Genomic DNA, 25,244 nt, shown 5'->3' with positions numbered 1-25,244 from the left:
ACATGGATCAGGCAGAAAGCTTGAGAAAGCGAATGGAAGAGCGATTTGCCGGGACGCCCGCCGTCTATCGCAATAAAGCGAAAACGCTGGCGGTTGTCAGCGGAAAAGGGGGCGTCGGGAAATCGAACATATCGCTTAATACGGCGCTGGCATTATCCGACAAAGGGAAAAAAGTTCTTGTCATCGATCTTGATGTGGGAATGGGCAATATCGACATCTTGATCGGCCGCCAGGCGCTTTATACCGTCGTGGACGTGCTGAATCACAAAATGCCGATTCACCGCGCTTTGTCAACGGGCCCGAAAGGCATCCGGTATATTTCCGGAGGAACCGGGCTCAACACGATGTTCGAATTAAGCAGAGACAAATGGGCGTTTTTTCTGAAAGAACTGTCAACTGTCATCAATGATTTCGACCTTGTCGTGTTTGACATGGGAGCGGGACTGTCAAAAGACCAGTTGCCATTCGCCCTTTCAGCGGATGAAATTCTGGTCGTCACCACCCCTGAGCCGACGTCGATTATGGATGCATACAGTGCGATCAAGCATTTGACTTTAAACGGACCGGAGCTCAGGCTGAAGGTCGCCGTCAACCGCTGCATGAACCAGAAAGACGGAATTTCTGCTTTTTTGCGGCTCTCGAATACGGTGAACGCATTTTTGCAGCAAAAATTGGAATACGCCGGACCGATTCCCGAAGATCCTCTAGTGTCAAAAGCAGTCGTCGAGCAGCAGCCGTTTTTGATCAGACATCCGCGCTCCAAGCTGAGCAGCGCGGTTTATCTTTTGGCGGACTCACTGCTTGAAAGCGGCACGGTGAAGACGGGAGGAAACCGGTCATTTATTGATAAATTATCTTCATTTTTCAGAAGGGGTAATGCTACATGATTCGTGTTCTTGTCGTTGATGACTCTGCTTTTATGAGAAATATGATCACCGAGTTTTTAACATCCAATCAACAGATTGCTGTAGCGGGAACGGCAAGAAACGGGGAGGAGGCCCTCCAAAAAATCGAGGAGCTCCGCCCGGATGTGGTCACATTGGATATCGAAATGCCCGTGATGGATGGAAAAGAAACATTGAAACACATCATGGCCAAAAGGTCCCTTCCGGTCATCATGGTATCAAGCCTGACACAGCGCGGAGCGGATATTACCATCGAGTGTCTGGAGATCGGTGCAGTCGATTTTGTCGGAAAGCCGTCAGGCTCGATTTCATTCGATTTATACAAAGTAAGGGAAGAATTGATAGAAAAGGTTTTGGCAGCCGGACGGGCGAAAGTAAATCCTGCCTCAGCCCGCTTGCCTCACCCAGCGCCTCTTCAAACACCCGCTGCAAAAAGCGGCGGCCGGTTCATTCCTTCCGGGGCTTCTAAACAGCTGGTCTGCATCGGTACATCGACAGGGGGGCCGAAAGCGCTGCAAAGAGTGCTGCCGAAGCTGCCCCGTACGCTGAAGGCGCCTGTATTTGTTGTCCAGCATATGCCGGCGGGGTTTACGGCTTCACTTGCAAACAGGCTGAACTACCTCTCAGAAGTAACCGTAAAGGAGGCTGAACACGGCGAGAGAGCAAAAGCCGGATGGGTCTATATCGCGCCGGGCGGAAAAAACATGACGGTGCACCTTGCAAACGGCGAACTTGTGATTTCGCTTGATGACAGGGACACAGGCAGCCGCCACAAACCGTCTGTCGACTACCTGTTCAACTCGCTGTCGACGCTGACAGGCTTTGAAAAAATCGCCGTGATCATGACGGGCATGGGATCGGACGGAACAGAAGGCGTCAAAAGCCTCTTGAGACATTCGCGGGGTCCGGTAATCGCCGAGTCGGCAGAATCCTGCGTCGTCTTCGGGATGCCCAAAGCGGTCATTAACAACGGACTAGCAAATGATGTTAAGCATGTTGACGAAATAGCTGCAGCTATTATGACGTATACGAAATAAAGAGAGGGCGTGACTTAAATGGAGATGAATCAATATTTAGACGTCTTTATAGAAGAAAGTAAAGAACATTTGCAAACCTGTAATGAAAAACTGCTCGAGCTCGAAAAAAATCCATCAGACCTGCAGCTTGTCCACGATATTTTCAGGGCGGCCCATACGCTAAAAGGCATGAGCGCCACGATGGGCTATGAAGATATGGCGCATTTGACGCACAGCCTAGAAAATGTGCTGGATGCCATCCGGAACGAGGAGATGACGATTACGTCAGAATGGATGGATATCATGTTTGAAGCGCTCGACGATCTGGAGGCGATCGTCCTTTCGATCATCGAAGGCGGCGACGGAAAACGGGATGTTTCAGAAGTCTGCGCCAAGCTTGATGTCACAGGAGCCGGCAAGGAAACGGCGGCAGCGGCCGAAGCCCCTGAAGCGGCACCTTCCAAATCGAAATGGTCCTATGACGAGTTCCAAAGAACCGTCATTGCAGAGGCGGAAGAACAGGGCTTTAAATGCTATGAAATCACCGTTTCTCTTAAAGAGGATTGCTTGCTTAAAGGCGTCCGCGTCTACATGGTGTTTGAACAGCTGAATGAAATCGGCGAAGTCGTCCAAACCATTCCGGAAACGGAAGTGCTGGAAGCCGAAGACTTTGACTCCGAATTTGTAATTTGTTTTTTAAGCAAACACAATGAACAGGATATTTTCAATAAAATTAACGGCGTCTCGGAAATTGAAAAGGTTGAAGTGACTGAGCTGAAAATCGACGCTGCAGCACCTGAAGAGGAGAAGGAGGGCGCCGAAAAAGAAGCAGCTCCGAAACAGCCGGAGAAAAAACCGGAAAAGCCGGCAAAACAGGCAAATGACAAAAAAGAACCGGCAAAACCTGCGGCCGGCGGCGGAACGAAAACGATCCGCGTCAACATTGACCGCCTCGATTCACTGATGAACCTCTTTGAAGAGCTTGTCATTGACAGAGGCCGTCTCGAGCAGATTGCAAAAGAGCTTGACCATGGCGAATTAACGGAAACCGTCGAACGGATGACACGAATTTCCGGAGATCTCCAATCGATCATCCTCAATATGAGAATGGTGCCTGTCGAAACCGTATTCAACCGTTTTCCGCGAATGGTCCGCCAACTGACGAAAGAGCTGAACAAAAAAATCGAGCTTTCCATTTTCGGAGCGGATACAGAGCTTGACCGGACAGTGATCGATGAAATCGGTGATCCGCTTGTCCATCTGCTGCGAAACAGCCTTGACCACGGAATCGAAGCCCCTGAAGTCAGAGTGAAAAACGGAAAGCCTGAAACAGGACACGTCCGGCTGAAAGCATACCACAGCGGAAACCACGTCTTTATCGAGGTTGAAGATGACGGAGCGGGCATCAACCGCAAAAAAGTGCTTGAAAAAGCGATAGAGCGAAATGTCATTTCTGAACGTGATGCGGAAACGATTGAAGATCATGAAATCGATGCGCTCATTTTTGCGCCGGGATTTTCGACCGCGGATCAGATTTCGGATATTTCCGGCCGCGGCGTCGGCCTGGATGTCGTCAAAAGCAAGCTTGAATCATTGGGCGGATCTGTCAGCATCAAATCAACCGAAGGGGAAGGGTCGCTGTTTTCAATCCAGCTTCCGCTGACGCTGTCGATCATCTCTGTGCTTCTCGTCAAGCTTGAAAAAGAAACGTTCGCGATTCCGATTTCTTCTATTATAGAAACGGCCGTCATCGATAAGAAAGACATTCTTCTGACACACGACCGCGAAGTGATTGATTTCAGGGGCCATATCGTACCGGTGGTTTACCTGAAAGAAGAGTTTAACGTTGAGGATTCATCAGACGATCTCGACCAGCTCCATGTCATCGTCGTGAAAAAGGGAGACAAGCTGACCGCGTTTGTCGTCGATTCTTTCATCGGCCAGCAGGAAGTCGTCCTAAAATCGCTTGGCGATTATTTGACAAACGTCTTTGCGATATCAGGAGCGACGATCCTTGGAGACGGACAAGTCGCGCTGATCATTGATTGCAACGCCCTTATTAAATAGAGATAGCGAAAGGAGAGCGATCCTCTTGACCACACAGACTACCACCGGTGAAAAAATGATTGTATTCAAAGTGAATCATAAAGAATATGCCATATCCGTTTCAGAAGTCATGTCGATCGAAAAGTGGCAGCAGCCTACAAGGGTTCCTGGAGTTGAACCGTATATTTGCGGCGTCATCAATTTAAGGGGCGTCGTCACGCCTGTCATCGATTTAAGAAAGCGGATCGGGGCGCCCGGTGATGACATTACGGATGAAACGAGAATTATCATCATTACCTATCAGGACATCGAAGTCGGCTGGGTCGTAGATGAAGCAAACGACGTTATCACCGTCGAAGAGCACGAGATCGAATCAGCTCCCGAAACGGTCGGGAAAGACGGCAGGCAATGGATAAAAGGCATTGTGAAGCAAGGCTCCAGACTTCTTAATCTAATTGACTCTGAAGCCGTATTAAACAGGAAGTCCAGCCTTTCTGCAGCTTCAGAAAACGCGAAGAAGTAGGTAGAGAGATGAGCATATTTAAGGGAATTACAGAACAGCATCTTGATATTTTGCGGGAAGTAGGAAACATTGGAGCCGGTCATTCGGCGTCAGCTTTGGCCCAGTTGCTCAACAGGAAAATCGAGATGGAAGTGCCGTTTGTCAAGCTGCTGTCATTTGATGAACTGGTGAACTTCTTCGGCGGAGCAGACCTTCCTGTCGCCAGTATTTTTTTAAGGATGGAGGGGGATTTTCCGGGCTCCATGTTCGTTATCATGCCTTTTTCAGAGGCGGAGCAGTTAATCAGGGAGCTTGTCGGCAATCCGGAATTCGAGATCGACAGCATGACGCCTGATGATATCGGTGCCTCCGCCCTTCATGAACTGGGCAACATTATGGCGGGGTCTTATTTGACGGCTCTCGCCGATTTGACAAACCGGCAAATGTATCCGAGCGTTCCCGAACTTACGCTTGATATGTTCGGAGCCGTCATCAGCGAAGGGCTGATCGAGCTCAGCCAAATCGGGGACCAAGTGATCGTCATTGACAATTCCATTTTTGACGAAGAGCACAACCGGAAGGTAAATGCGCACCTTTTCCTTTTGCCTGACTATGATTCGTTTGAAAAGCTCTTCCGGACATTGGGTGCAGCGCTATGAAAATGATAGAAAAAGAGACTACTATTATCAGGGTGGGCATTGCAGATGTGAAGATTGTCCGCACTCCGGACCGCATCAGAACATCCGGGCTCGGCTCGTGCGTCGGGCTTGTGCTTTACGATCTGGAAGCGAAAACAGCCGGACTCGTCCATGTCATGCTTCCCGATTCTTCCCTTTCAAAGACCCCGGATATCAATCTGGCAAAATACGCGGACACGGCTGTTGCATCAACGGTTGACATGCTGCTTAAAGCCGGCTGCCGCAAATTCGCCCTGAAAGCGAAGATGGCCGGAGGAGCCGAAATGTTTAAATTTAAAATGACGAATGATTTGATGAAAGTCGGGCCAAGAAACGTGTTGGCGATAAAAAAACATCTATCTCTCTTGAACATTCCGATTGTAAGCGAGGATACAGGCGGAAACAGCGGAAGGACCATCGAGTTTGATCCGCAGACTGCGGAGCTTGTCATCCGCACTGTGAAACAAGGTATAACGACGATTTAATAAGCAATTTAGGGGGATAACGATGCAATCCTTGAACTACGAAGATCAAGAGCTTTGGTCGCGGTGGAAAGAATGGAAAGATCCTCAGGCCGGCGATGATTTGATCCGCCGCTATATGCCGCTTGTCACATACCACGTCGGCCGGATCGCCGTCGGCTTGCCAAAGTCCGTACATAAAGATGATCTGGTGAGCCTCGGCATGCTGGGTTTGTATGATGCCCTTGAAAAATTCGATCCGGGAAGGGATCTGAAATTCGATACATACGCTTCTTTCAGAATCAGGGGCGCGATTATCGACGGCCTTCGAAAAGAGGACTGGCTTCCGAGAACATCCCGGGAAAAAACGAAAAAAGTCGAAGCGGCGATTGAAAAGCTTGAACAGCGCTACTTGCGAAACGTATCACCGAGCGAAATCGCGGCTGAATTGGGAATGACAGAACAGGATGTCGTGACGACAATCAATGAGGGGTTTTTTGCAAATCTCCTTTCCATTGATGAAAAGCTTCACGACCATGAAGACGGGGAGAATGTCCAGGTCATGATCAGGGACGACAAAACGAGCACTCCTGAAGAAAAGATGATCAAAGACGAACTGATATCCCAGCTTTCCGAAAAAATCAGCGAGCTTTCCGAAAAAGAACAGCTTGTCATCAGCTTATTTTATAAAGAAGAGCTGACGCTGACTGAAATCGGACAGATTCTGAATTTATCGACCTCCCGCATTTCGCAGATTCACTCCAAGGCGCTTTATAAACTAAAGCACCTTCTTGATAAAGTGGTACAATAATCTTAGCTGCTGGCTTTGCCGGCAGCGTTTTTTAAGAACCTTTTAAAATCCATGGTTAGCGAGTGAAAAAAATGTCAACAATATTATGGATTACGAGCTTTATGCTCCACGGTATACTGATCTATTTCGTCATCATCCTTTACACGCGGCTCAGCGCTTTTAAAGAGGCCGAAAAAAATCAAAAACAGCTATTGGAAGAAACAGAGAATACGCTGACCGCATTTCTGATGGAGCTGAAAGACGAAAATGAAAGGCTCGTCAGCCAGCTGCAGCAAGCCGGGGAACACGAAGTGCAGCAAGCGGAAAAACACCGTCCGGCCGCCCCGGAAGAAGCCGCCGCCGACCGCCCTGGAGCAAAAGACGCGGACGATCTGCCGCTTCACATCGAATCGATGATTGATGAAGTGGAAAGAAAAGAAGATGTCCTGAATCAGGAACAAACGGGCGAAGCGGTTTCCTTTGAAGAAAAAGCCGTCGCACTGCATGAAGAGGGCTATTCACCCGAAGATATTGCAAGGCAGTTGAAAAGCGGAAAAACCGAAATCGAGCTTTTGTTAAAATTTCGCGGAAAGCTGAAAAACGATTCTTGATTGTCCGGGAAGCTTATGTTATATTAATTCGTGGTGTTAATTACACACGCTTAACGATTTATGCAAGCGGTGCTATCGCGCTGTGCGCGTTAGTCCTGCATAAAAATGACCTAAGCGGAGGAAAAAACCATTATATTAGGAGGAAATCACATGTCAGTCATTTCTATGAAGCAATTGCTTGAAGCTGGTGTTCACTTCGGTCACCAAACTCGCCGTTGGAACCCAAAAATGAAACGTTACATCTTCACGGAGCGTAACGGAATCTACATCATCGACCTTCAAAAAACGGTCAAAAAAGTTGAGGAAGCATACAACTTTACGAAAAACCTTGCAGCTGACGGAGGAAAAATCCTTTTCGTCGGTACGAAAAAGCAAGCACAAGACTCTGTTAAAGAAGAAGCGGAACGTTCTGGAATGTACTATGTCAACCAACGCTGGCTCGGCGGTACATTAACAAACTTTGAAACGATCCAAAAGCGTATCAAACGCCTTAAAGATATCGAAAAAATGCAAGAAAACGGCACATTTGACGTGCTTCCTAAAAAAGAAGTCGTTCAATTGAAAAAAGAATTAGAGCGTCTTGAAAAATTCCTTGGCGGAATCAAAGACATGAAAGAACTTCCTGACGCGCTGTTCATCATCGACCCTCGCAAAGAGCGCATCGCTGTTGCTGAAGCGCGCAAGCTGAACATTCCGATCATCGGAATCGTCGACACAAACTGCGACCCTGATGAAATCGACGTTGTCATCCCTGCGAACGACGACGCGATCCGCGCTGTCAAATTGCTTACTTCTAAAATGGCCGATGCGATTTTGGAAGCGAAGCAAGGTGAAGAAACAGCAGCTGAAACAGAAGAGAAAGAAGCAGAAACAACTGAAACGACAACTGCTTAACCTGATCAAAAGGTGATAAGGGGGAACTGCCTTTTATCACCTTTTTTTTCACCAAATGACAATTTACATAATTTGTTGAATCATAAGGAGGAAATCAAAATGGCAATTAGTGCACAAATGGTAAAAGAGCTTCGCGAAAAAACCGGTGCAGGCATGATGGACTGCAAGAAAGCGTTAACTGAAACTGACGGCGACATGGACAAAGCAATCGACCTTCTCAGAGAAAAAGGAATTGCAAAAGCGGCGAAAAAAGCTGACCGCATCGCTGCTGAAGGTCTGACGCTCGTGAAAACAGAAGGCAACACAGGCGTGATTTTGGAAGTGAACTCTGAAACTGACTTCGTTGCGAAAAACGAAGGCTTCAAAGCGCTTCTAAACGACCTGGCTGATCATATTCTTGCCGAAAAGCCTGAAAACCTTGAAACAGCTATGGCGCAAAAAATGGCAAACGGTTCAACTGTTGAAGAATACATTACGAGCGCCGTTGCAAAAATCGGAGAAAAAATTACGCTTCGCCGCTTCGCTGTGCTTACAAAAGGCGATGACGCTGCATTCGGTTCATACCTGCACATGGGCGGAAAAATCGGCGTGCTGACCGTTCTAAACGGCACAACTGACGAAGAGACTGCGAAAGACATCGCAATGCACATTGCGGCTATCAACCCTCGCTACATCTCCCGTGACCAAGTGTCTGAGGAAGAAGCAAAACACGAGCGCGAAATTTTGACTCAGCAAGCTCTTCAAGAAGGCAAGCCTGAAAACATCGTCGCTAAAATGGTTGAAGGCCGTCTGAACAAATACTTCGAAGAAATCTGCCTCCTGGATCAGGCGTTCGTGAAAAACCCTGATGAAAAAGTGAAGCAGGTTGTCGGCGCGAAAAACGCAACCGTTGAAACATTCGTCCGCTACGAAGTCGGAGAAGGAATCGAAAAACGCCAAGAAAACTTTGCTGAAGAAGTTATGAACCAAGTGAAAAAATAAGACTGAAAAGCGCTTGCCAAAGCAGTTCGGCACGATCTTTTCAAGGAAAATAAGGGACACTGACTGTGTCCCTATTTTTAAAACAGTTTACAAACCTTTTTTTCTCTTGCATAATAAATAACGGCAAGCATGCACTTGGAGGTTATTATGGAAAAACCAAAGTATAATCGTATCGTATTAAAGCTTAGCGGAGAAGCGCTTGCGGGTGAGCAGGGAAGCGGCATCAACCCGACCGTGATCCAGTCCATCGCCAAGCAGGTGAAGGAAATCGCCGAGCTTGACGTTGAAGTTGCAGTCGTTGTCGGAGGAGGCAACCTGTGGCGCGGAAAAACCGGAAGCGATCTGGGAATGGATCGCGCGACGGCAGATTACATGGGAATGCTTGCAACTGTCATGAATTCCCTCGCCCTTCAAGACAGCCTTGAAACACTCGGCGTTCAGTCAAGGGTGCAGACATCGATAGAAATGAGGCAGGTCGCTGAGCCATACATAAGAAGAAAAGCGATTCGCCATCTTGAAAAGAAGCGTGTCGTCATTTTCGCTGCCGGTACAGGCAATCCGTATTTTTCTACGGACACGACAGCTGCGCTAAGAGCGGCTGAAATTGAAGCCGACGTCATTTTGATGGCCAAAAATAATGTCGACGGCGTGTACAATGCCGATCCAAGGACTGACGAAACGGCCGTAAAATATGAACAACTGTCATATCTCGACGTATTGAAAGACGGTTTGGCCGTCATGGATTCGACTGCTTCTTCACTGTGCATGGATAACGACATCCCGCTGATCGTCTTTTCCATTATGGAAGAAGGAAATATTAAAAAAGCCGTGTTCGGCGAACCAATCGGAACAATCGTAAGGGGGAAATAACGTGTCAAATCAAGTGATGAATGAAACTAAAGAACGCATGGAAAAAGCCGTGGCCGCATACCAGCGCGAACTTGCCACAGTCCGTGCCGGACGTGCGAATCCGTCGCTGTTGGATAAAGTAACGGTCGAATACTACGGAGCGCAAACGCCTTTAAACCAGCTTTCGTCCATTACTGTGCCTGAAGCGCGCATGCTCGTCATCACACCGTATGATAAAACGGCGCTCGGAGACATCGAAAAAGCGATTCAAAAAGCCGATTTGGGCGTGACTCCGACAAACGACGGCAGCATTATCCGCATCACGATTCCTCCTTTAACAGAGGAGCGCAGAAAAGAGCTCGTCAAGCTCGTCAAAAAATATTCTGAAGATGCGAAAGTCGCCGTCCGCAACATCCGCCGCGATGCAAACGACGATCTGAAAAAATTAGAGAAAAATGGTGAAATGACTGAGGATGAACTGCGTTCTTCAACGGAAGACGTGCAAAAACTGACAGATGAATACGTGTCAAAAATCGATGAGATCACAAAAGATAAAGAGAAAGAAATCATGGAAGTTTAATGAAAAACTCTGTACAATAGATAATAGTGAAAAGACCCTCTCATGTTTACAGGGGGTTTTTTTGTTAATACTGTTGTTATCTAGCAGGATATCACAGGAAAGCAACCTTTTGGGTGATGGAGGAATCTCATGCTCAATATACTCAAAAATTGGAAGAACCAGCATTCGGCTGCTTCCAATGAATCTTACACAAAAGAAAATATATTAAAGGGAGAAATTCCTGAACATATCGCCATTATTATGGACGGAAACGGCCGTTGGGCAAAAAAACGTGCCATGCCCCGCATCGCGGGCCATCATGAAGGCATGAAGGTAGTCAGGGAGACAACAAAGCTTGCAAGCGAACTTGGTGTCAAAGCATTGACTTTGTATGCTTTTTCTACTGAAAACTGGAAACGTCCAAAGCTTGAGGTTGATTTTCTGATGAAGCTGCCTGAAGAATTTTTGGGCACGTATCTTCCTGAATTGGTGGAAGAGAATGTTCAGGTGCGCATTACCGGTGATAAGAACGGTCTGCCCCCTCATACGATCCGCGCTGTGGAAAAAGCCATCAGCGATACGGAGCACAATGACGGACTTATTCTTAACTTTGCATTGAACTACGGGGGACGTGCGGAAATCGCAAATGCTGCCAAAAGAATCGCCGAGGAAGCAAAAAAAGGGACGCTCGACATTGAAGAAATCGATGAAAAGCTGTTTTCCGATTATTTAATGACCGAATCGCTGCAGGATCCCGATTTGCTGATTCGGACAAGCGGCGAGATCAGGCTGAGCAATTTCATGCTCTGGCAGCTTGCGTACAGCGAGTTTTTATTCACCGATGTTCTGTGGCCTGATTTTAAAGAAGTTCATTTCCTACAGGCCATCGGAGAGTATCAACGTCGAGGGAGAAGGTTTGGCGGAATTTAGAGGATGGTGCAGATGAAACAGAGAATATTGACGGGTGTTCTGGCAGCGGCGATTTTTTTGCCGCTCGTGATTTTGGGCGAGCTGCCGTTCACCTTGCTGGTCTACGCGATGGGCATATTGGCCCTATTTGAACTTTTGAGAATGAAAGGCATGAAGCTTTTGAGCCCCCCGGGCATCATAAGCCTCTTGCTGCTCATGATTTTATTAGTCCCGGCTCAATTTGGCGGAACCGTGGATATCACCGTCACGAAAGGGGAAACCGTGTTTTTGGCCGTGCTGCTCTTGCTTTCTTATACGGTCCTCAGCAAAAACTCGTTTTCTTTTGATGAAGCGGCTTTTGCTGCTTTGGCTGCAATCTATATCGGATTCGGTTTTTATTATTTTATCGAAATCAGAAGCATCGGTCTCAGCTATGTATTTTTTGCGATCGGCGTCGTCTGGTCGACGGATTCGGGCGCTTATTTTATCGGAAAGGCCCTCGGTAAGCGCAAGCTTTGGCCTGAGATCAGCCCCAACAAAACGATTGAAGGCTTTTGGGGAGGCATTTTGACGGCTGTCGTCTTTTCGGCCGTTTACCAGGCCGCAACAGGCTTTCCGCATTCGTATTTATTCGTGTTTTTGATCACCGTGCTTTTGTCGATCGTCGGGCAGCTCGGCGATTTGGCCGAATCTGCGTTCAAGCGGCATTACCAGGTGAAAGACTCCGGACGGATTCTTCCCGGACACGGCGGAATGCTCGACCGCTTTGACAGCTTTTTATTTGTCATGCCGGTTTTATACTTCTTGCTTGTTCTTTTTCAGCCGTTCGGGCTATGATAGAGAAGTACTGATAGCTAGAAAGAAACAGAGGTGCGGCAATTTTGAAGAACATATGTCTTTTGGGGGCGACAGGCTCCATCGGGGAACAGACGCTTGATGTCATAAAAGCGCACGGCGATAAATTTCGTCTTGCGGCGATGACGTTTGGCAAAAATGTAGAAAAAGCGGCTGAGATCATCGAAATGTTTAAACCGAAATACGTAGCCGCCGGTGATGAGCGTACATATAAAAAATTAAAACAGCTTTCTTTTTCCTACTCCTTTCAAACGGGAGTCGGGGAAGAAGCTTTAATGGAAGCGGCTGTTTTCCCGGAAGCGGATATCGTCGTCAACGCTCTTGTCGGAAGCGTCGGACTTATTCCGACGTTAAAGGCGATAGAGCATAAAAAAACAATTGCGCTTGCAAATAAGGAAACTCTTGTGACAGCCGGACATATAGTGAAAGAACATGCAAAACAATACGATGTTCCATTGCTGCCCGTCGACAGCGAGCATTCTGCGATTTTTCAATGCCTCCAGGGCGAAAATCCGAAACAGATCAAGCGCCTCGTCATCACGGCTTCGGGCGGAAGTTTCAGAGACAGAACGAGAAAAGAGCTGGAAGGCGTAACGGTCGAGGAAGCCCTCAACCATCCAAATTGGTCGATGGGTGCAAAAATTACGATCGATTCGGCTACAATGATGAATAAAGGACTCGAAGTCATAGAAGCGCACTGGCTTTTCGACCTGCCGTACGAACAGATCGATGTTCTGCTGCACAAGGAAAGCATCATCCATTCAATGGTCGAGTTTCATGACAGAAGCGTCATCGCCCAGCTCGGCACCCCCGATATGAGAGTGCCGATCCAATACGCGCTCAGCTATCCGAAGCGCCTGCCGTTTGAAGAAGCGAAATCTCTCGAGCTGTGGGAGATCGGCCAGCTGAATTTTGCCCAAGCTGATGTTGAAAGGTTCCGCTGCTTACAGTTCGCATATGAATCAGGCAAAATAGGCGGTACAATGCCGACCGTTTTAAATGCGGCCAATGAGGAAGCCGTTGCAGCGTTTCTGTCAGGCAGGATTACCTTTTTGGAAATCGAAGACATCATCGAAAAAGCATTGGAACGTCATCAGGCGATTGCAAAACCTAGCCTTCAGGAGATCCGTGAAGTGGACAAAGATGCCAGAAGGTTTGTCCAAACATTACTCACATAAGGTGGTATGTCCGTGAATACTGTGATAGCTTTTATTCTCATTTTTGGAACGCTCGTTTTTTTCCATGAGCTGGGCCATTTAATCCTTGCCCAAAGAGCGGGGATCCTGTGCCGGGAGTTTGCCATCGGCTTCGGCCCGAAGATCTTTTCGTTTAAGAAAAATGAGACCGTCTATACGATCCGCCTGTTTCCGATCGGCGGCTTTGTCCGGATGGCCGGCGAAGATCCCGAAATGGTCGAGGTGAAGCCGGGTTATACGGTCGGGCTTTTGTTCAACAAAGAAAATAAAGTCGAGAAAATCATTTTAAATCAAAAAGAAAAATATCCTGATGCATTGGTCATCGAAGTCGAAGAGGCCGATTTGGAGCACCAGATGAGAATTTCCGGCTATGAGCAAGGCAATGAGGATCAGCTCGTTTCCTTTTCCGTCAGTGAAACGTCATTTTTCATCGTCGACGGGGAAGAAGTGCAGGTTGCACCGTACAACCGCCAATTTCATTCGAAAACGGTCTGGCAGCGAATCAAAGCAATTGCAGCCGGTCCGATCATGAATTTTATTCTGGCTTACGTGATTCTCGTCATGCTCGGGTTGATGCAGGGCGTGCCTTCAGATGAGCCGGTGCTCGGAAAGCTGATCGACAACGGACGTGCAGCTGAAGCCGGACTCAAGGAAGGAGACCGCATCCAGACGATCAACGGAGAAAAAATGTCTTCGTGGACCGATATTGTCAACACGGTCAGGGAGCATCCGGAAAAGGAACTGAAGGTCGTTCTGACGCGCGACAATGTCAAGATGACGAAATATGTGACCCCTGAATCGGTCAAATCGGGGAAAGAAACCGTCGGCAGATTCGGCGCTTATAACCCTGTGCAAAAAGGCATGTTAACATCGATTTCATACGGCGCGACCGAAACTGTCGCTGTGGCGCAGAACATCGTCACAAGCCTAAGCAAAATCGTGACGGGCCAGTTTTCGATCGATATGCTGGCTGGACCTGTCGGCATCTATGATATGACAGAGCAAGTGGCGAAAACGGGTATCATCAACCTGCTGAAGCTTGCAGCCTTTTTAAGCATTAACCTCGGGATTGTCAACCTCCTGCCGATTCCGGCTTTGGACGGCGGAAGGCTGTTGTTTCTGTTGATTGAAGCGGTCCGCGGAAAGCCGATCAACCGGGAAAAAGAAGCATTTGTCGTATTCATCGGCGTGGCGTTTCTGATGCTGTTGATGCTTGTCGTTACATGGAACGACATCCAGCGTTTATTTTTATAAAAATGAATAAAAAGTAACCAATTGACATAAATGAGGTGCGAACGAAATGAGACAGAGCAGGACTCTAATTCCGACGCTCCGGGAAGTGCCGGCTGATGCGGAGGCGAAAAGCCATCAGCTCCTTCTCAGAGCGGGTTTTATCCGACAAAATACGAGCGGCGTATACAGCTATATGCCCCTTGCCAATAAAGTAATTCAAAAGATTCAGGCCATCGTCCGCGAAGAGATGGAAAACATCAACGCGGTTGAAATGCTGATGCCGGCGCTGCAGCAGGCTGAAACTTGGCAGGAATCCGGAAGATGGTATACATACGGACCTGAGCTGATGAGGCTGAAAGACCGCCACGGCCGCGAATTTGCGCTCGGCGCCACACACGAAGAGGTCATCACAAGCATCGTACGGGACGAAATCAAATCGTACAAGCGGCTTCCGCTGACCCTCTATCAGATCCAATCCAAATTCCGCGATGAAAAGCGTCCGCGTTTCGGATTGCTGAGAGGCCGCGAATTCATCATGAAAGACGCGTATTCTTTCCATTCATCTGCTGAAAGCCTTGATAAGACATACAACGATATGTATCAGGCTTACATGAACGTCTTTACGAGATGCGGATTGAATTTCAGGCCGGTTATCGCCGACTCCGGCGCAATGGGCGGAAAGGACACGCATGAATTCATGGCGCTATCCGATGTCGGGGAAGATACGATTGCCTATTCAGATCAGTCGTCATATGCTGCCAACATCGAAATGGCAGAAGTGCTGGAATCCGCTGAAGCCAAAAACGAAGACATGAAAGAGCTCCAGGAAGTCCATACGCCAGGCGTGAAAACGATTGAAGAGCTTGCCGGATTTTTACATGTATCCCCGTCAGACTGCATCAAATCGATGCTGCTGAAGGCGGACGACCGCTTCGTCCTCGTCTTGACAAGAGGGGATCATGAAGTGAACGATATTAAGGTGAAAAATCTGCTGAACGCGCAAACGATCGAATTCGCAAGCGCTGAAGAAGTCCAATTGGTCATCGGGACAGAGCCGGGCTTTGTCGGACCGATAGGCCTTAACCCGGACATCGAGGTATACGCCGATTTCGCCGTAAAAGCGATGGCAAATGCAGCCGCAGGCGCGAACAAAGCTGACTACCATTATCAAAACGTCAATATCAGCCGCGATGCGGGCAATGTCACATACGCTGACCTCCGATTCATCCAGGAGGGAGATCCGTCCCCTGACGGCAAAGGGACGATCCGCTTTGCAAAGGGAATCGAAGTCGGACAGGTATTCAAACTCGGCACCCGCTATTCAGAAGCGATGGATGCGACATTCCTTGACGAAAACGGCCGCGCCAAACCGATGCTGATGGGCTGCTACGGAATCGGTATTTCACGGACGCTTTCCGCCATCGTCGAACAGCATCACGACGAGAAAGGCCTGATCTGGCCGCTGAGCGTGAGCCCGTATGACCTTCACATTCTCGCGCTCAACATGAAAAATGACGCACAGGCCGAGCTTGCTGAACGATTATACGGCGAATGTAAAGAGAAGGGTTATGACGTTTTATTTGACGACAGGGCTGAGAGGGCCGGCGTAAAATTTGCGGACTCCGATCTCATCGGCCTTCCGATCCGTATCACGGTCGGAAAGCGTGCTGACGAAGGCATTGTCGAAGTGAAGATCCGCAAAACCGGGGAGACTTTTGAAGTCGCAGCCGGCGAGCTTTCAGACTTCATCGAAAAGCAAATCAAGAGCTTATCTTCACATTCATAAACGTGTTACACTAATGTAAAGGAAGGTACCTCGGGAATCCCTGAGGTACCTTCCATTATGATTTTCTTTTAGGGAGGAATCTGTCTTGGAAGACCAGCTTTCTGTCAACAGAAGACAGTTTCAAATTCTTCTGCAGCAGCTGAATTTTACCGAAGATACAGTAATCCGCCATCTTGAAGGCGGGCAGATCATCAAGCTTACCGTTCATAAAAACAAGAAGACCTGGCATTTCCACTTTCAATTTAAAGCCGTGCTGCCGTATCAGGTTTTCGAACGGTTTCATCACCAGCTGACACGCACCTTTTCCCATATTGCACAAGTGACATGCTCAATCGAAGCCGAAGACCGGACGGTGGACGAGCGGCTCATCCAGGACTACTGGACGCGCTGCATTCAAGAATTAGACGGCATTTCTCCGCCGATTTTAACGCTTTTGAATGAGCAAAAGCCTAAACTTTCAGGGAACAAACTCGTACTGAAAACGAAAACAGATACAGAAGCTTCGGCACTGAAGAAAAAATACGCTTCACTCATTCAGGCAAGCTACCGGACGTTCGGGTTTCCCGAGCTTCAGCTCGAGACTGAAATTTTCGTATCAGATCAAGAGATTCAGAAATTCAGAGAACAAAAGCTGGCTGAAGACAAGGAACGCGCCCTTCAGGCCTTAATCGAAATGGAAAAGCAGGATAAAGAAAGCGCTGAAGATGAGGCGCCGCAAGGGCCGCTGCAAATCGGCTATCCGATCAAAGACACGGAAGAAATCAGGACGCTTGACAGCATCATGGATGAAGAGCGGAGAATTACGGTTCAAGGGTATGTGTTTGATGCTGAAACAAGGGAGCTCAAGAGCGGCAGAACGCTTTGCATCTTTAAAATCACAGATTATACGAACAGCATCCTCATCAAAATGTTCGCCCGCGAGAAAGAGGACGCAAACCTGATGAAATCCTTGAAAAAAGGGATGTGGGTCAAGGCGCGGGGAAGCATTCAAAACGACACGTTCGTCCGCGATTTAGTTATGATCGCCAACGATGTAAATGAAATCAAAGCGAAAACGCGCGAAGATACCGCACCGGATGACGAAAAACGGGTTGAACTTCACCTTCATTCGCCGATGAGCCAAATGGATGCCGTTACAAGCATCGGCAAGCTTGTCGAACAGGCGAAAAAATGGAACCATTCCGCCATCGCAATTACGGATCACGCCGTCGTACAGTCGTTTCCGGATGCGTATGCGGCAAGCAAAAAACACGGCGTGAAAATGATCTACGGCCTTGAAGCGAATCTCGTAGATGACGGCGTGCCGATCGCTTACAACCCCGCGCACCGTCTTTTAGAAGAGGAAACCTATGTCGTATTTGACGTCGAAACGACGGGGCTGTCCGCGGTATACGATACGATCATCGAATTGGCCGCTGTAAAAGTAAAAGGCGGGGAAATCATCGAGCGTTTTGAAAGGTTTGCTAACCCGCATCGTCCTTTATCAGCTACCATCATTGAGCTGACGGGAATTACGGACGATATGCTCAAAGACGCACCAGATGTTGAAGAAGTGATCAGGGATTTTAAGGAATGGATCGGAGACCACACGCTTGTCGCCCACAATGCGAGTTTTGACATGGGGTTCATCAATGTCGCCTATAAGCGGCTTCTGAAAACCGAAAAAGCGCAAAACCCTGTCATCGATACGCTGGAACTTGGACGTTTTCTCTACCCTGAGTTCAAAAACCACAGACTGAATACGCTCTGTAAAAAGTTCGATATCGAGCTCACGCAGCACCACAGGGCGATTTATGATACGGAAGCGACGGGCTATCTCCTCGTGAAAATGCTTAAAGACGCGGCTGAAAAAAATATTTTGTATCATGACCAGCTCAATGAAAACATGGGGCAGTCGAATGCGTATCAGCGCTCAAGACCTTATCATGCGACACTTTTGGCGGTAAACGAAACAGGCTTAAAAAACCTGTTCAAACTCGTTTCACTTTCACACATCAACTATTTTTACAGGGTGCCGAGAATTCCGCGGTCACAGCTGGAAAAGCACAGAGAAGGCCTGTTAGTCGGCTCGGCGTGCGACAAAGGCGAAGTATTTGAAGGCATGATGCAGAAATCGCCGGAAGAGGTCGAGGAGATCGCTTCGTTCTATGACTATCTTGAAGTGATGCCGCCTGAAGTCTACCGCCATCTGCTCGAGCTTGAGCTGGTCAGGGATGAAAAATCGCTCAAGGAAATCATTACAAACATCACAAAGCTTGGGGACAAGCTGAACATACCCGTCGTGGCAACAGGAAATGTGCATTACTTAAATCCGGAGGACAAAATCTACAGAAAGATTTTGATTTCCTCGCAGGGCGGGGCAAATCCGCTGAACAGGCATGAGCTGCCGAACGTTCATTTCCGTTCGACGGATGAAATGCTTGAAGCCTTTTCATTCTTGGACAAGGAAAAAGCGAAAGAAATCGTTGTGACGAATACGCGGATGATCAGCGAAAAAATCGAAGAAATCAAACCGATCAAAGACGATCTCTATACGCCGAAGATCGAAGGGGCAGATGAAGAAATCCGCAACATGAGCTATGAAAAAGCGAAAAGCATTTACGGCGAAAATTTGCCCGAGATTGTGGAGAAGCGTATCGAAAAAGAGCTGAAAAGCATTATCGGCCACGGATTTGCCGTTATTTATCTGATTTCCCACAAGCTCGTAAAACGCTCTCTTGATGACGGTTATCTCGTCGGCTCAAGGGGATCGGTCGGTTCTTCACTCGTTGCGACATTGACTGAAATTACCGAGGTTAATCCGCTGCCTCCGCACTACGTCTGTCCTGATTGCTGCCATTCGGAATTTTTCAATGACGGATCTGTCGGCTCGGGATTCGACTTGCCTGACAAAGACTGTCCGAAATGCGGGGCCGTCTATAAAAAAGACGGGCACGATATTCCGTTCGAAACGTTCCTGGGCTTTAAAGGGGACAAGGTTCCGGATATCGATTTGAACTTCTCCGGGGAATATCAGCCCCGCGCCCACAATTACACGAAAGTGCTGTTCGGGGAAGATAACGTCTACCGCGCGGGAACGATCGGCACGGTTGCCGAAAAAACGGCTTACGGATATGTCAAAGGGTATGCGAACGATAACAATCTGCATATACGCGGGGCGGAAATCGACCGCCTTGTGCAGGGGTGCACCGGCGTTAAGCGGACGACGGGCCAGCACCCGGGCGGAATCATCGTCGTTCCGGACTATATGGATATTTACGATTTTTCACCGATCCAGTTTCCGGCAGATGCCACCGATTCAGAATGGAAAACGACCCACTTCGACTTCCATTCGATTCACGACAATCTGCTGAAGCTTGATATTCTTGGACACGATGATCCGACGGTGATCCGCATGCTTCAGGATTTAAGCGGAATCGATCCGAAGACGATTCCGACCGATGATCCGGAAGTCATGAAAATCTTCCAGGGGCCTGAGTCTTTAGGCGTCACAGAAGAGCAGATCGGCTGTAAAACCGGTACGCTCGGAATCCCTGAATTCGGAACCCGTTTCGTCAGACAGATGCTTGAGGATACAAAGCCTACGACATTTTCCGAGCTCGTCCAGATTTCCGGACTTTCTCACGGCACGGACGTCTGGCTCGGGAACGCACAGGAGCTCATTCATAATAATATATGCGAGCTGAGCGAGGTTATCGGATGCCGCGACGATATTATGGTGTATCTCATCTATCAGGGCCTTGAACCTTCCCTGGCCTTTAAAATTATGGAGTTTGTCCGGAAAGGGAAAGGCTTGACACCGGAGTGGGAAGAAGAAATGAGGAATAATAATGTTCCCGAGTGGTACATCGATTCATGCAAGAAAATCAAATACATGTTCCCGAAAGCCCACGCCACCGCCTATGTGCTGATGGCCGTCCGGATCGCATATTTTAAAGTGCACCACCCTCTGCTTTATTACGCGGCATACTTTACGGTCCGCGCCGATGATTTCGATATCGATACGATGATCAAAGGCTCGACCGCGATCAGAGCCGTCATGGATGACATCAACAGCAAGGGGCTTGACGCTTCTCCGAAAGAGAAAAGCTTGCTTACCGTGCTTGAGCTGGCGCTTGAAATGTGTGAAAGGGGATTTTCTTTCCAAAAGGTGGATTTATACAGGTCAAGCGCCTCAGAATTTATTATTGACGGCAACAGCCTGATCCCTCCTTTCAACTCCATTCCGGGCCTTGGTACAAACGCCGCTTTAAATATTGTCAAGGCAAGGGAGGAAGGCGAATTTCTTTCAAAAGAAGATTTGCAAAAAAGGGGAAAGGTTTCGAAAACCCTTATGGAATACTTGGAGCGGCACGGCTGCTTAGAGTCGCTTCCGGAACAGAATCAGCTTTCTTTATTCTAAAACTGCCGGCTTTGTCGGCAGTTTTTTTGTTAGGTTTTCTTCGAATAGGACAGATGCAGGAGGAAATGCCTCATTCTGCATAAAGGGCTGCCAGATCCATTGACATAAAATATACAATAATGTTAATATCTTCAAAAGAATCTCAGATTTGAAGACAAAAAGCTATCAATCTCTTTAGTTTGTTTCTCGTTTAAACAAACTAAGTTTTTATACAGTACACCATTTCCCCATGTTAACCGCCCCCTCAAAAAAGGTTGCATTCAGAATCTCTCTGTTATTGGCAGACACTATGAGCTTTAACTGAAAGGAGGTGAGGAGGATGTAGCAAACTTTTAGTTTTATCGGTAAACAGAGGTGAGGGGGATGAATCATGTGAAACGGACCGTTTTTTCAAAAATGAAAGCGCTTTTCTCGCTTGCTGTACTTTTGGCCGCCGCGGTTATGATGCCGTTTTCTGAAAGGGACAGTACGGCATATGCGGCGGACAATCAGCAAAATTACGCTGAGCTCCTGCAAAAGTCGATCTTGTTTTATGAAGCGCAGCGCTCAGGCAAACTCCCCGACAACAGCCGGCTGAATTGGAGAGGCGATTCAGGGCTTGATGACGGAAAGGACGCCGGCCGCGATTTAACCGGCGGATGGTATGATGCCGGAGATCATGTGAAGTTCGGGCTGCCGATGGCGTATTCTGCCGCCGTTTTAGCCTGGTCGGTTTATGAATACCGCGATGCGTATATAGCAGCCGGACAGCTCGGGGCGATTTTGGACAATTTAAAATGGGCGACGGATTATTTTATTAAAGCGCATACAGCTCCTAACGAATATTGGGGGCAGGTCGGCAATGGAGCCGCTGACCACGGCTGGTGGGGGCCGGCTGAAGTCATGCCGATGAAGCGTCCCGCCTACAAGATTGATGCCGGCTGCCCCGGTTCGGATTTAGCAGGCGGTACCGCTGCTGCCCTCGCTGCAGCTTCAATCGTCTTTCAGCCGACAGATTCCTCATATGCCGCGACACTTATAACGCACGCGAAGCAGCTGTATGATTTCGCTGACCGATACCGCGGCAAATATTCCGACTGTATCACAGATGCCCGGCAATATTACAATTCGTGGAGCGGGTATAAGGACGAATTGACATGGGGAGCCGTATGGCTGTATCTGGCAACCGATGAAGAGCGATATCTGGACAAAGCGCTCTCTTCGGTCAACGACTGGGGAGATCCGGCAAGCTGGCCTTACCGCTGGACCATTTCGTGGGATGACGTCACATACGGGGCACAGCTCCTGTTGGCACGTCTGACGAACGATTCCCGCTTTACCGCGAGTGTCGAGCGCAACCTTGATTACTGGTCAACCGGCTACAAGCATGACGGAAGCACGGAAAGAATCACATATACGCCGGGAGGGCTGGCGTGGCTTGAACAGTGGGGCTCGCTCCGTTATGCATCAAATGCCGCGTTTCTCGCGTTTGTTTATTCAGATTGGGTAAAAGACGAGGCTAAAGCGAAAAGGTATCGCGATTTTGCCGAACAGCAAATCAACTATATGCTTGGAGACAATCCGGGGAAGCGCAGCTTCGTTGTCGGCTATGGAACAAATCCGCCGAAACATCCGCATCACCGGACTGCACACGGGTCATGGGCCGACAATATGAACGTGCCTGAAAACCACCGGCATACGCTTTACGGAGCACTGGTCGGCGGACCGGGAAGAGACGATTCATACCGGGATGAGACATCAGACTATGTATCAAACGAGGTAGCGATTGACTACAATGCCGCTTTTACGGGGAATATTGCGAAAATGTATGAACTGCATGGAGTGGGACAATTGCCGCTGCCCGGCTTCCCTGAAAACGAAACGCCGGATGACGAGTTTTTTGCAGAAGCGTCCGTCAACAGCTCAGGAATCAATTTCACCGAAATACGGGTGCAGCTCAACAACCGGTCGGGATGGCCGGCAAGAAAATCCGATCAACTGTCTTTCCGCTATTACATTGACCTTACTGAAGCGGCGGGTGCCGGATATTCAGCCGACGACATCAAAGTCGCACTCGGAGGATATCACGAGGGGGCAACCGTGTCTCAGCTGAAGCCTTATGATGCAAAGAATCACGTTTACTACACGGAAGTCAGCTTCAGCGGTGTGCCGATTTATCCGGGCGGACAATCGGCTCACAAAAAGGAAGCGCAATTTCGCATTTCGGCACCGTCGGGAACGGCCTTTTGGAATCCGAATAACGATTACTCCTACCAAGGACTGTCATATATGCTTGCGAAAACCCGGTATATCCCTGTTTATGATGGAGGACGGCTCGTATTCGGAAACGAGCCGAAGTAAAAAGCCGGGATGGAAACCCGGCGTGCAAAACATGGAGAAGCTTTAAAAGGAGGACACACCATGGACAACAAAACCCGTTTTATGCAATTGTATGAGCAGATTAAAAATCCGAATAACGGTTATTTTTCCCCGGAGGGCATTCCGTACCACTCCATTGAAACACTCATCTGTGAAGCTCCGGACTACGGCCATATGACGACATCTGAAGCATACAGCTATTGGCTGTGGCTCGAAGCGATGTACGGGCGTTACACGCAAGACTGGGCTAAGCTTGAAGCCGCTTGGGACAACATGGAGAAATATATCATCCCCGTCAATGAAGGAGACGGAAAAGAAGAACAGCCGACGATGCGCTACTACAACCCTTCAAGCCCTGCCACATACGCCGCTGAACATCCCTTTCCTGACCGCTACCCGTCGCCTCTTACCGGACAGTATCCCGCAGGAAACGACCCGCTTGACGCCGAGCTGAAAGCCACATACGGAAGCAATGAAACGTATTTGATGCACTGGCTGCTGGACGTTGACAACTGGTATGGATTCGGCAATCTTCTGAACCCTTCCCATACTGCTGCCTACGTCAACACTTATCAGCGCGGAGAACAGGAATCAGTCTGGGAAACGATTCCGCATCCGTCCCAGGATGATCAGACCTTTGGAAAAGCAAATGAAGGGTTTATGAGCCTGTTCACAAAAGAAAATCAGGCGCCTGCTCCGCAATGGCGCTACACGAACGCGACGGATGCCGATGCCCGCGCCATTCAGGCGATGTACTGGGCAAAGCAGTGGGGCTACAACAATTCAACGTATTTGAACAAAGCCAAAAAGATGGGGGACTTTCTCCGCTACGGCATGTATGATAAATATTTCCAAAGGATTGGGAGCGCTTCTGGAGGATCGCCGCAAAGGGGATCGGGCAAAGACGCCTGCCATTATTTAATGGCATGGTACACCGCATGGGGAGGCGGGCTCGGACAGTATGCGAACTGGGCTTGGCGGATCGGCGCAAGCCATGTGCATCAAGGCTATCAAAATCCGGTTGCCTCATATGCGCTGTCTACGTCTGAAGGTGGCCTGATTCCAAATTCGCCTTCGGCGCGCGCCGACTGGGAAACCGCGCTGAAACGGCAGCTTGAACTGTATACGTGGCTGCTTTCTTCAGAAGGTGCGATCGCCGGCGGCGCTACAAACAGCTGGAACGGCAACTACAGCCGGTATCCGGAGGATGTCAGCACGTTTTATGGCATGGCGTACACAGAAGCGCCGGTTTACCATGATCCGCCTTCAAACAATTGGTTCGGCATGCAAGCCTGGCCGATGGAAAGGGTCGCTGAACTGTATTATATTTTGGCTGCAAAAGGCGACACATCTTCCGAGAATTTTAAAATGGCAAAGACCGTCATTGAAAAATGGACCGCTTATTCGATGGACTATGTTTTTGTTAACGAACGTCCGCTGTCAGACGATGAGGGCTATTATTTGAATGAAGCGGGAGAAAGAATTTACGGCGGCAACAACCCGAATGTTGCCACAGAGCCTGATCCGGGCGAATTTTGGATTCCGTCCAATCTAGAATGGAGCGGTCAGCCCGACACGTGGAAAGGTTTCGCTTCCTTTACGGGCAACCCGGGGCTGCACGTTACGACAAAGAGCCCGTCACAGGATGTCGGTGTTCTCGGAAGCTATATTAAAACGCTTGTTTTCTTTGCGGCTGGAACAAAAGCCGAAACAGGAAGCTTCACCGCTCTCGGAAACCGCGCCAAAAACCTCGCGAAAGGCCTGCTCGATTCGGCGTGGAATAAAAATGACGGGATCGGTATTGCGGCAGAGGAAGAGCATGCCGATTACGTCCGCTACTTTACGGAGGAAATCTACTTCCCGAACGGCTGGAGCGGAAGGAACGGCCAGGGAAACACCATCCCCGGACCGAATACCGTGCCGTCCGACCCTGCTAAAGGAGGAAACGGCGTCTATATCAGCCATACGGATCTCCGTCCAAAGATCAAAAACGATCCGAAATGGACTTATTTGGAAAACAAATACCGAACATCGTGGAACCCGGATACCGGCAAATGGGAAAATGGTCTGCCGACATTCATTTACCACCGTTTTTGGTCCCAAGTCGACATCGCGACAGCGTATGCCGAGTATGACCGCTTAATCGGAGATGCGTAGAGAACTCAGCATATTTTTGAAAACGCTTTAAATAGAGGCGGTGCTGACCTTAAGCGA

At 48.7% G+C, this 25,244-nt stretch carries 20 protein-coding genes; all 20 read left to right on the top strand.

Going from position 1 to position 25,244, the window contains the following annotated elements; all coding sequences use genetic code 11:
• The first annotated feature begins 2 nt into the window (after nt 1-2).
• The 20 genes from NSQ39_RS10755 (at nt 3) to NSQ39_RS10660 (ending at nt 25,187) form a co-directional block, all read left to right on the top strand.
• Complete coding sequence (locus tag NSQ39_RS10755) at nt 3-887, top strand: MinD/ParA family protein (RefSeq protein WP_046128945.1); 885 nt, start codon at nt 3-5, stop codon at nt 885-887.
• Entirely contained in the window at nt 884-1,942 is a 1,059-nt protein-coding gene (locus NSQ39_RS10750; protein WP_065894400.1) for a protein-glutamate methylesterase/protein-glutamine glutaminase, read from the top strand. Before NSQ39_RS10755 ends, NSQ39_RS10750 begins: the two co-directional genes overlap by 4 nt.
• An 18-nt stretch (nt 1,943-1,960) precedes the next feature.
• Nucleotides 1,961-3,988 carry a chemotaxis protein CheA gene (locus NSQ39_RS10745; RefSeq protein ID WP_175076226.1) on the top strand — a complete coding sequence of 676 codons (2,028 nt, stop codon included), beginning with the start codon at nt 1,961-1,963 and terminating at the stop codon, nt 3,986-3,988.
• Between the two features lie 55 nt (nt 3,989-4,043).
• Nucleotides 4,044-4,490, top strand: coding sequence for a chemotaxis protein CheW (locus tag NSQ39_RS10740; protein WP_373688015.1), 447 nt, complete (start codon nt 4,044-4,046; stop codon nt 4,488-4,490).
• Nucleotides 4,491-4,498: 8 nt separating this feature from the next.
• Entirely contained in the window at nt 4,499-5,128 is a 630-nt protein-coding gene (locus NSQ39_RS10735; RefSeq protein WP_046128941.1) for a chemotaxis protein CheC, read from the top strand.
• A complete protein-coding gene (locus tag NSQ39_RS10730) occupies nt 5,125-5,631 on the top strand; it encodes a chemotaxis protein CheD (RefSeq protein ID WP_082094012.1) in 507 nt (168 codons plus the stop codon). Before NSQ39_RS10735 ends, NSQ39_RS10730 begins: the two co-directional genes overlap by 4 nt.
• 22 nt (nt 5,632-5,653) lie before the next feature.
• The gene (locus NSQ39_RS10725) at nt 5,654-6,418 is read left to right on the top strand and encodes a FliA/WhiG family RNA polymerase sigma factor (RefSeq protein ID WP_046128940.1); all 765 of its coding nucleotides are present in this window, start codon (nt 5,654-5,656) and stop codon (nt 6,416-6,418) included.
• A gap of 71 nt (nt 6,419-6,489) precedes the next feature.
• Complete coding sequence (locus NSQ39_RS10720; protein ID WP_046128939.1) at nt 6,490-7,008, top strand: DUF6115 domain-containing protein; 519 nt, start codon at nt 6,490-6,492, stop codon at nt 7,006-7,008.
• Between the two features lie 150 nt (nt 7,009-7,158).
• Nucleotides 7,159-7,902 (top strand): 30S ribosomal protein S2, encoded by a 744-nt coding sequence (rpsB, locus tag NSQ39_RS10715; RefSeq protein WP_046128938.1) that lies wholly within the window; start codon nt 7,159-7,161, stop codon nt 7,900-7,902.
• Nucleotides 7,903-8,001: 99 nt separating this feature from the next.
• On the top strand, nt 8,002-8,883 hold the full coding sequence (gene tsf, locus NSQ39_RS10710; RefSeq protein WP_046128937.1) for a translation elongation factor Ts: 882 nt from the start codon (nt 8,002-8,004) through the stop codon (nt 8,881-8,883).
• Nucleotides 8,884-9,030: 147 nt separating this feature from the next.
• Entirely contained in the window at nt 9,031-9,753 is a 723-nt protein-coding gene (pyrH, locus tag NSQ39_RS10705) for a UMP kinase (RefSeq protein ID WP_046128936.1), read from the top strand.
• A gap of 16 nt (nt 9,754-9,769) precedes the next feature.
• Nucleotides 9,770-10,312, top strand: coding sequence for a ribosome recycling factor (gene frr / locus NSQ39_RS10700; RefSeq protein WP_202049319.1), 543 nt, complete (start codon nt 9,770-9,772; stop codon nt 10,310-10,312).
• 129 nt (nt 10,313-10,441) lie between these two features.
• Nucleotides 10,442-11,221: an isoprenyl transferase gene (locus NSQ39_RS10695; RefSeq protein WP_175076227.1), complete on the top strand. Its 780-nt coding sequence runs from the start codon at nt 10,442-10,444 to the stop codon at nt 11,219-11,221.
• Nucleotides 11,222-11,233: 12 nt separating this feature from the next.
• Complete coding sequence (locus NSQ39_RS10690) at nt 11,234-12,037, top strand: phosphatidate cytidylyltransferase (RefSeq protein ID WP_046128933.1); 804 nt, start codon at nt 11,234-11,236, stop codon at nt 12,035-12,037.
• 44 nt (nt 12,038-12,081) lie between these two features.
• The gene (gene dxr / locus NSQ39_RS10685; RefSeq protein ID WP_046128932.1) at nt 12,082-13,233 is read left to right on the top strand and encodes a 1-deoxy-D-xylulose-5-phosphate reductoisomerase; all 1,152 of its coding nucleotides are present in this window, start codon (nt 12,082-12,084) and stop codon (nt 13,231-13,233) included.
• A gap of 6 nt (nt 13,234-13,239) precedes the next feature.
• Entirely contained in the window at nt 13,240-14,505 is a 1,266-nt protein-coding gene (gene rseP, locus NSQ39_RS10680) for an RIP metalloprotease RseP (protein ID WP_099047038.1), read from the top strand.
• 46 nt (nt 14,506-14,551) lie between these two features.
• Complete coding sequence (locus NSQ39_RS10675; RefSeq protein ID WP_046128930.1) at nt 14,552-16,270, top strand: proline--tRNA ligase; 1,719 nt, start codon at nt 14,552-14,554, stop codon at nt 16,268-16,270.
• An 85-nt stretch (nt 16,271-16,355) separates the two neighbouring features.
• Nucleotides 16,356-20,672 (top strand): PolC-type DNA polymerase III, encoded by a 4,317-nt coding sequence (locus NSQ39_RS10670; protein WP_046128929.1) that lies wholly within the window; start codon nt 16,356-16,358, stop codon nt 20,670-20,672.
• A gap of 441 nt (nt 20,673-21,113) precedes the next feature.
• Nucleotides 21,114-23,012, top strand: coding sequence for a glycoside hydrolase family 9 protein (locus NSQ39_RS10665; RefSeq protein WP_396335463.1), 1,899 nt, complete (start codon nt 21,114-21,116; stop codon nt 23,010-23,012).
• 60 nt (nt 23,013-23,072) lie between these two features.
• Nucleotides 23,073-25,187: a glycoside hydrolase family 48 protein gene (locus tag NSQ39_RS10660; protein ID WP_046128927.1), complete on the top strand. Its 2,115-nt coding sequence runs from the start codon at nt 23,073-23,075 to the stop codon at nt 25,185-25,187.
• Nucleotides 25,188-25,244: the final 57 nt, after the last annotated feature.

The sequence above is a fragment of the Bacillus sp. FSL W8-0848 genome (genome assembly GCF_038007805.1).
GTDB classification, from domain to species: Bacteria; Bacillota; Bacilli; order Bacillales; family Bacillaceae; genus Bacillus; species Bacillus glycinifermentans.
This window is presented reverse-complemented; position numbering and strand designations above follow the sequence as displayed.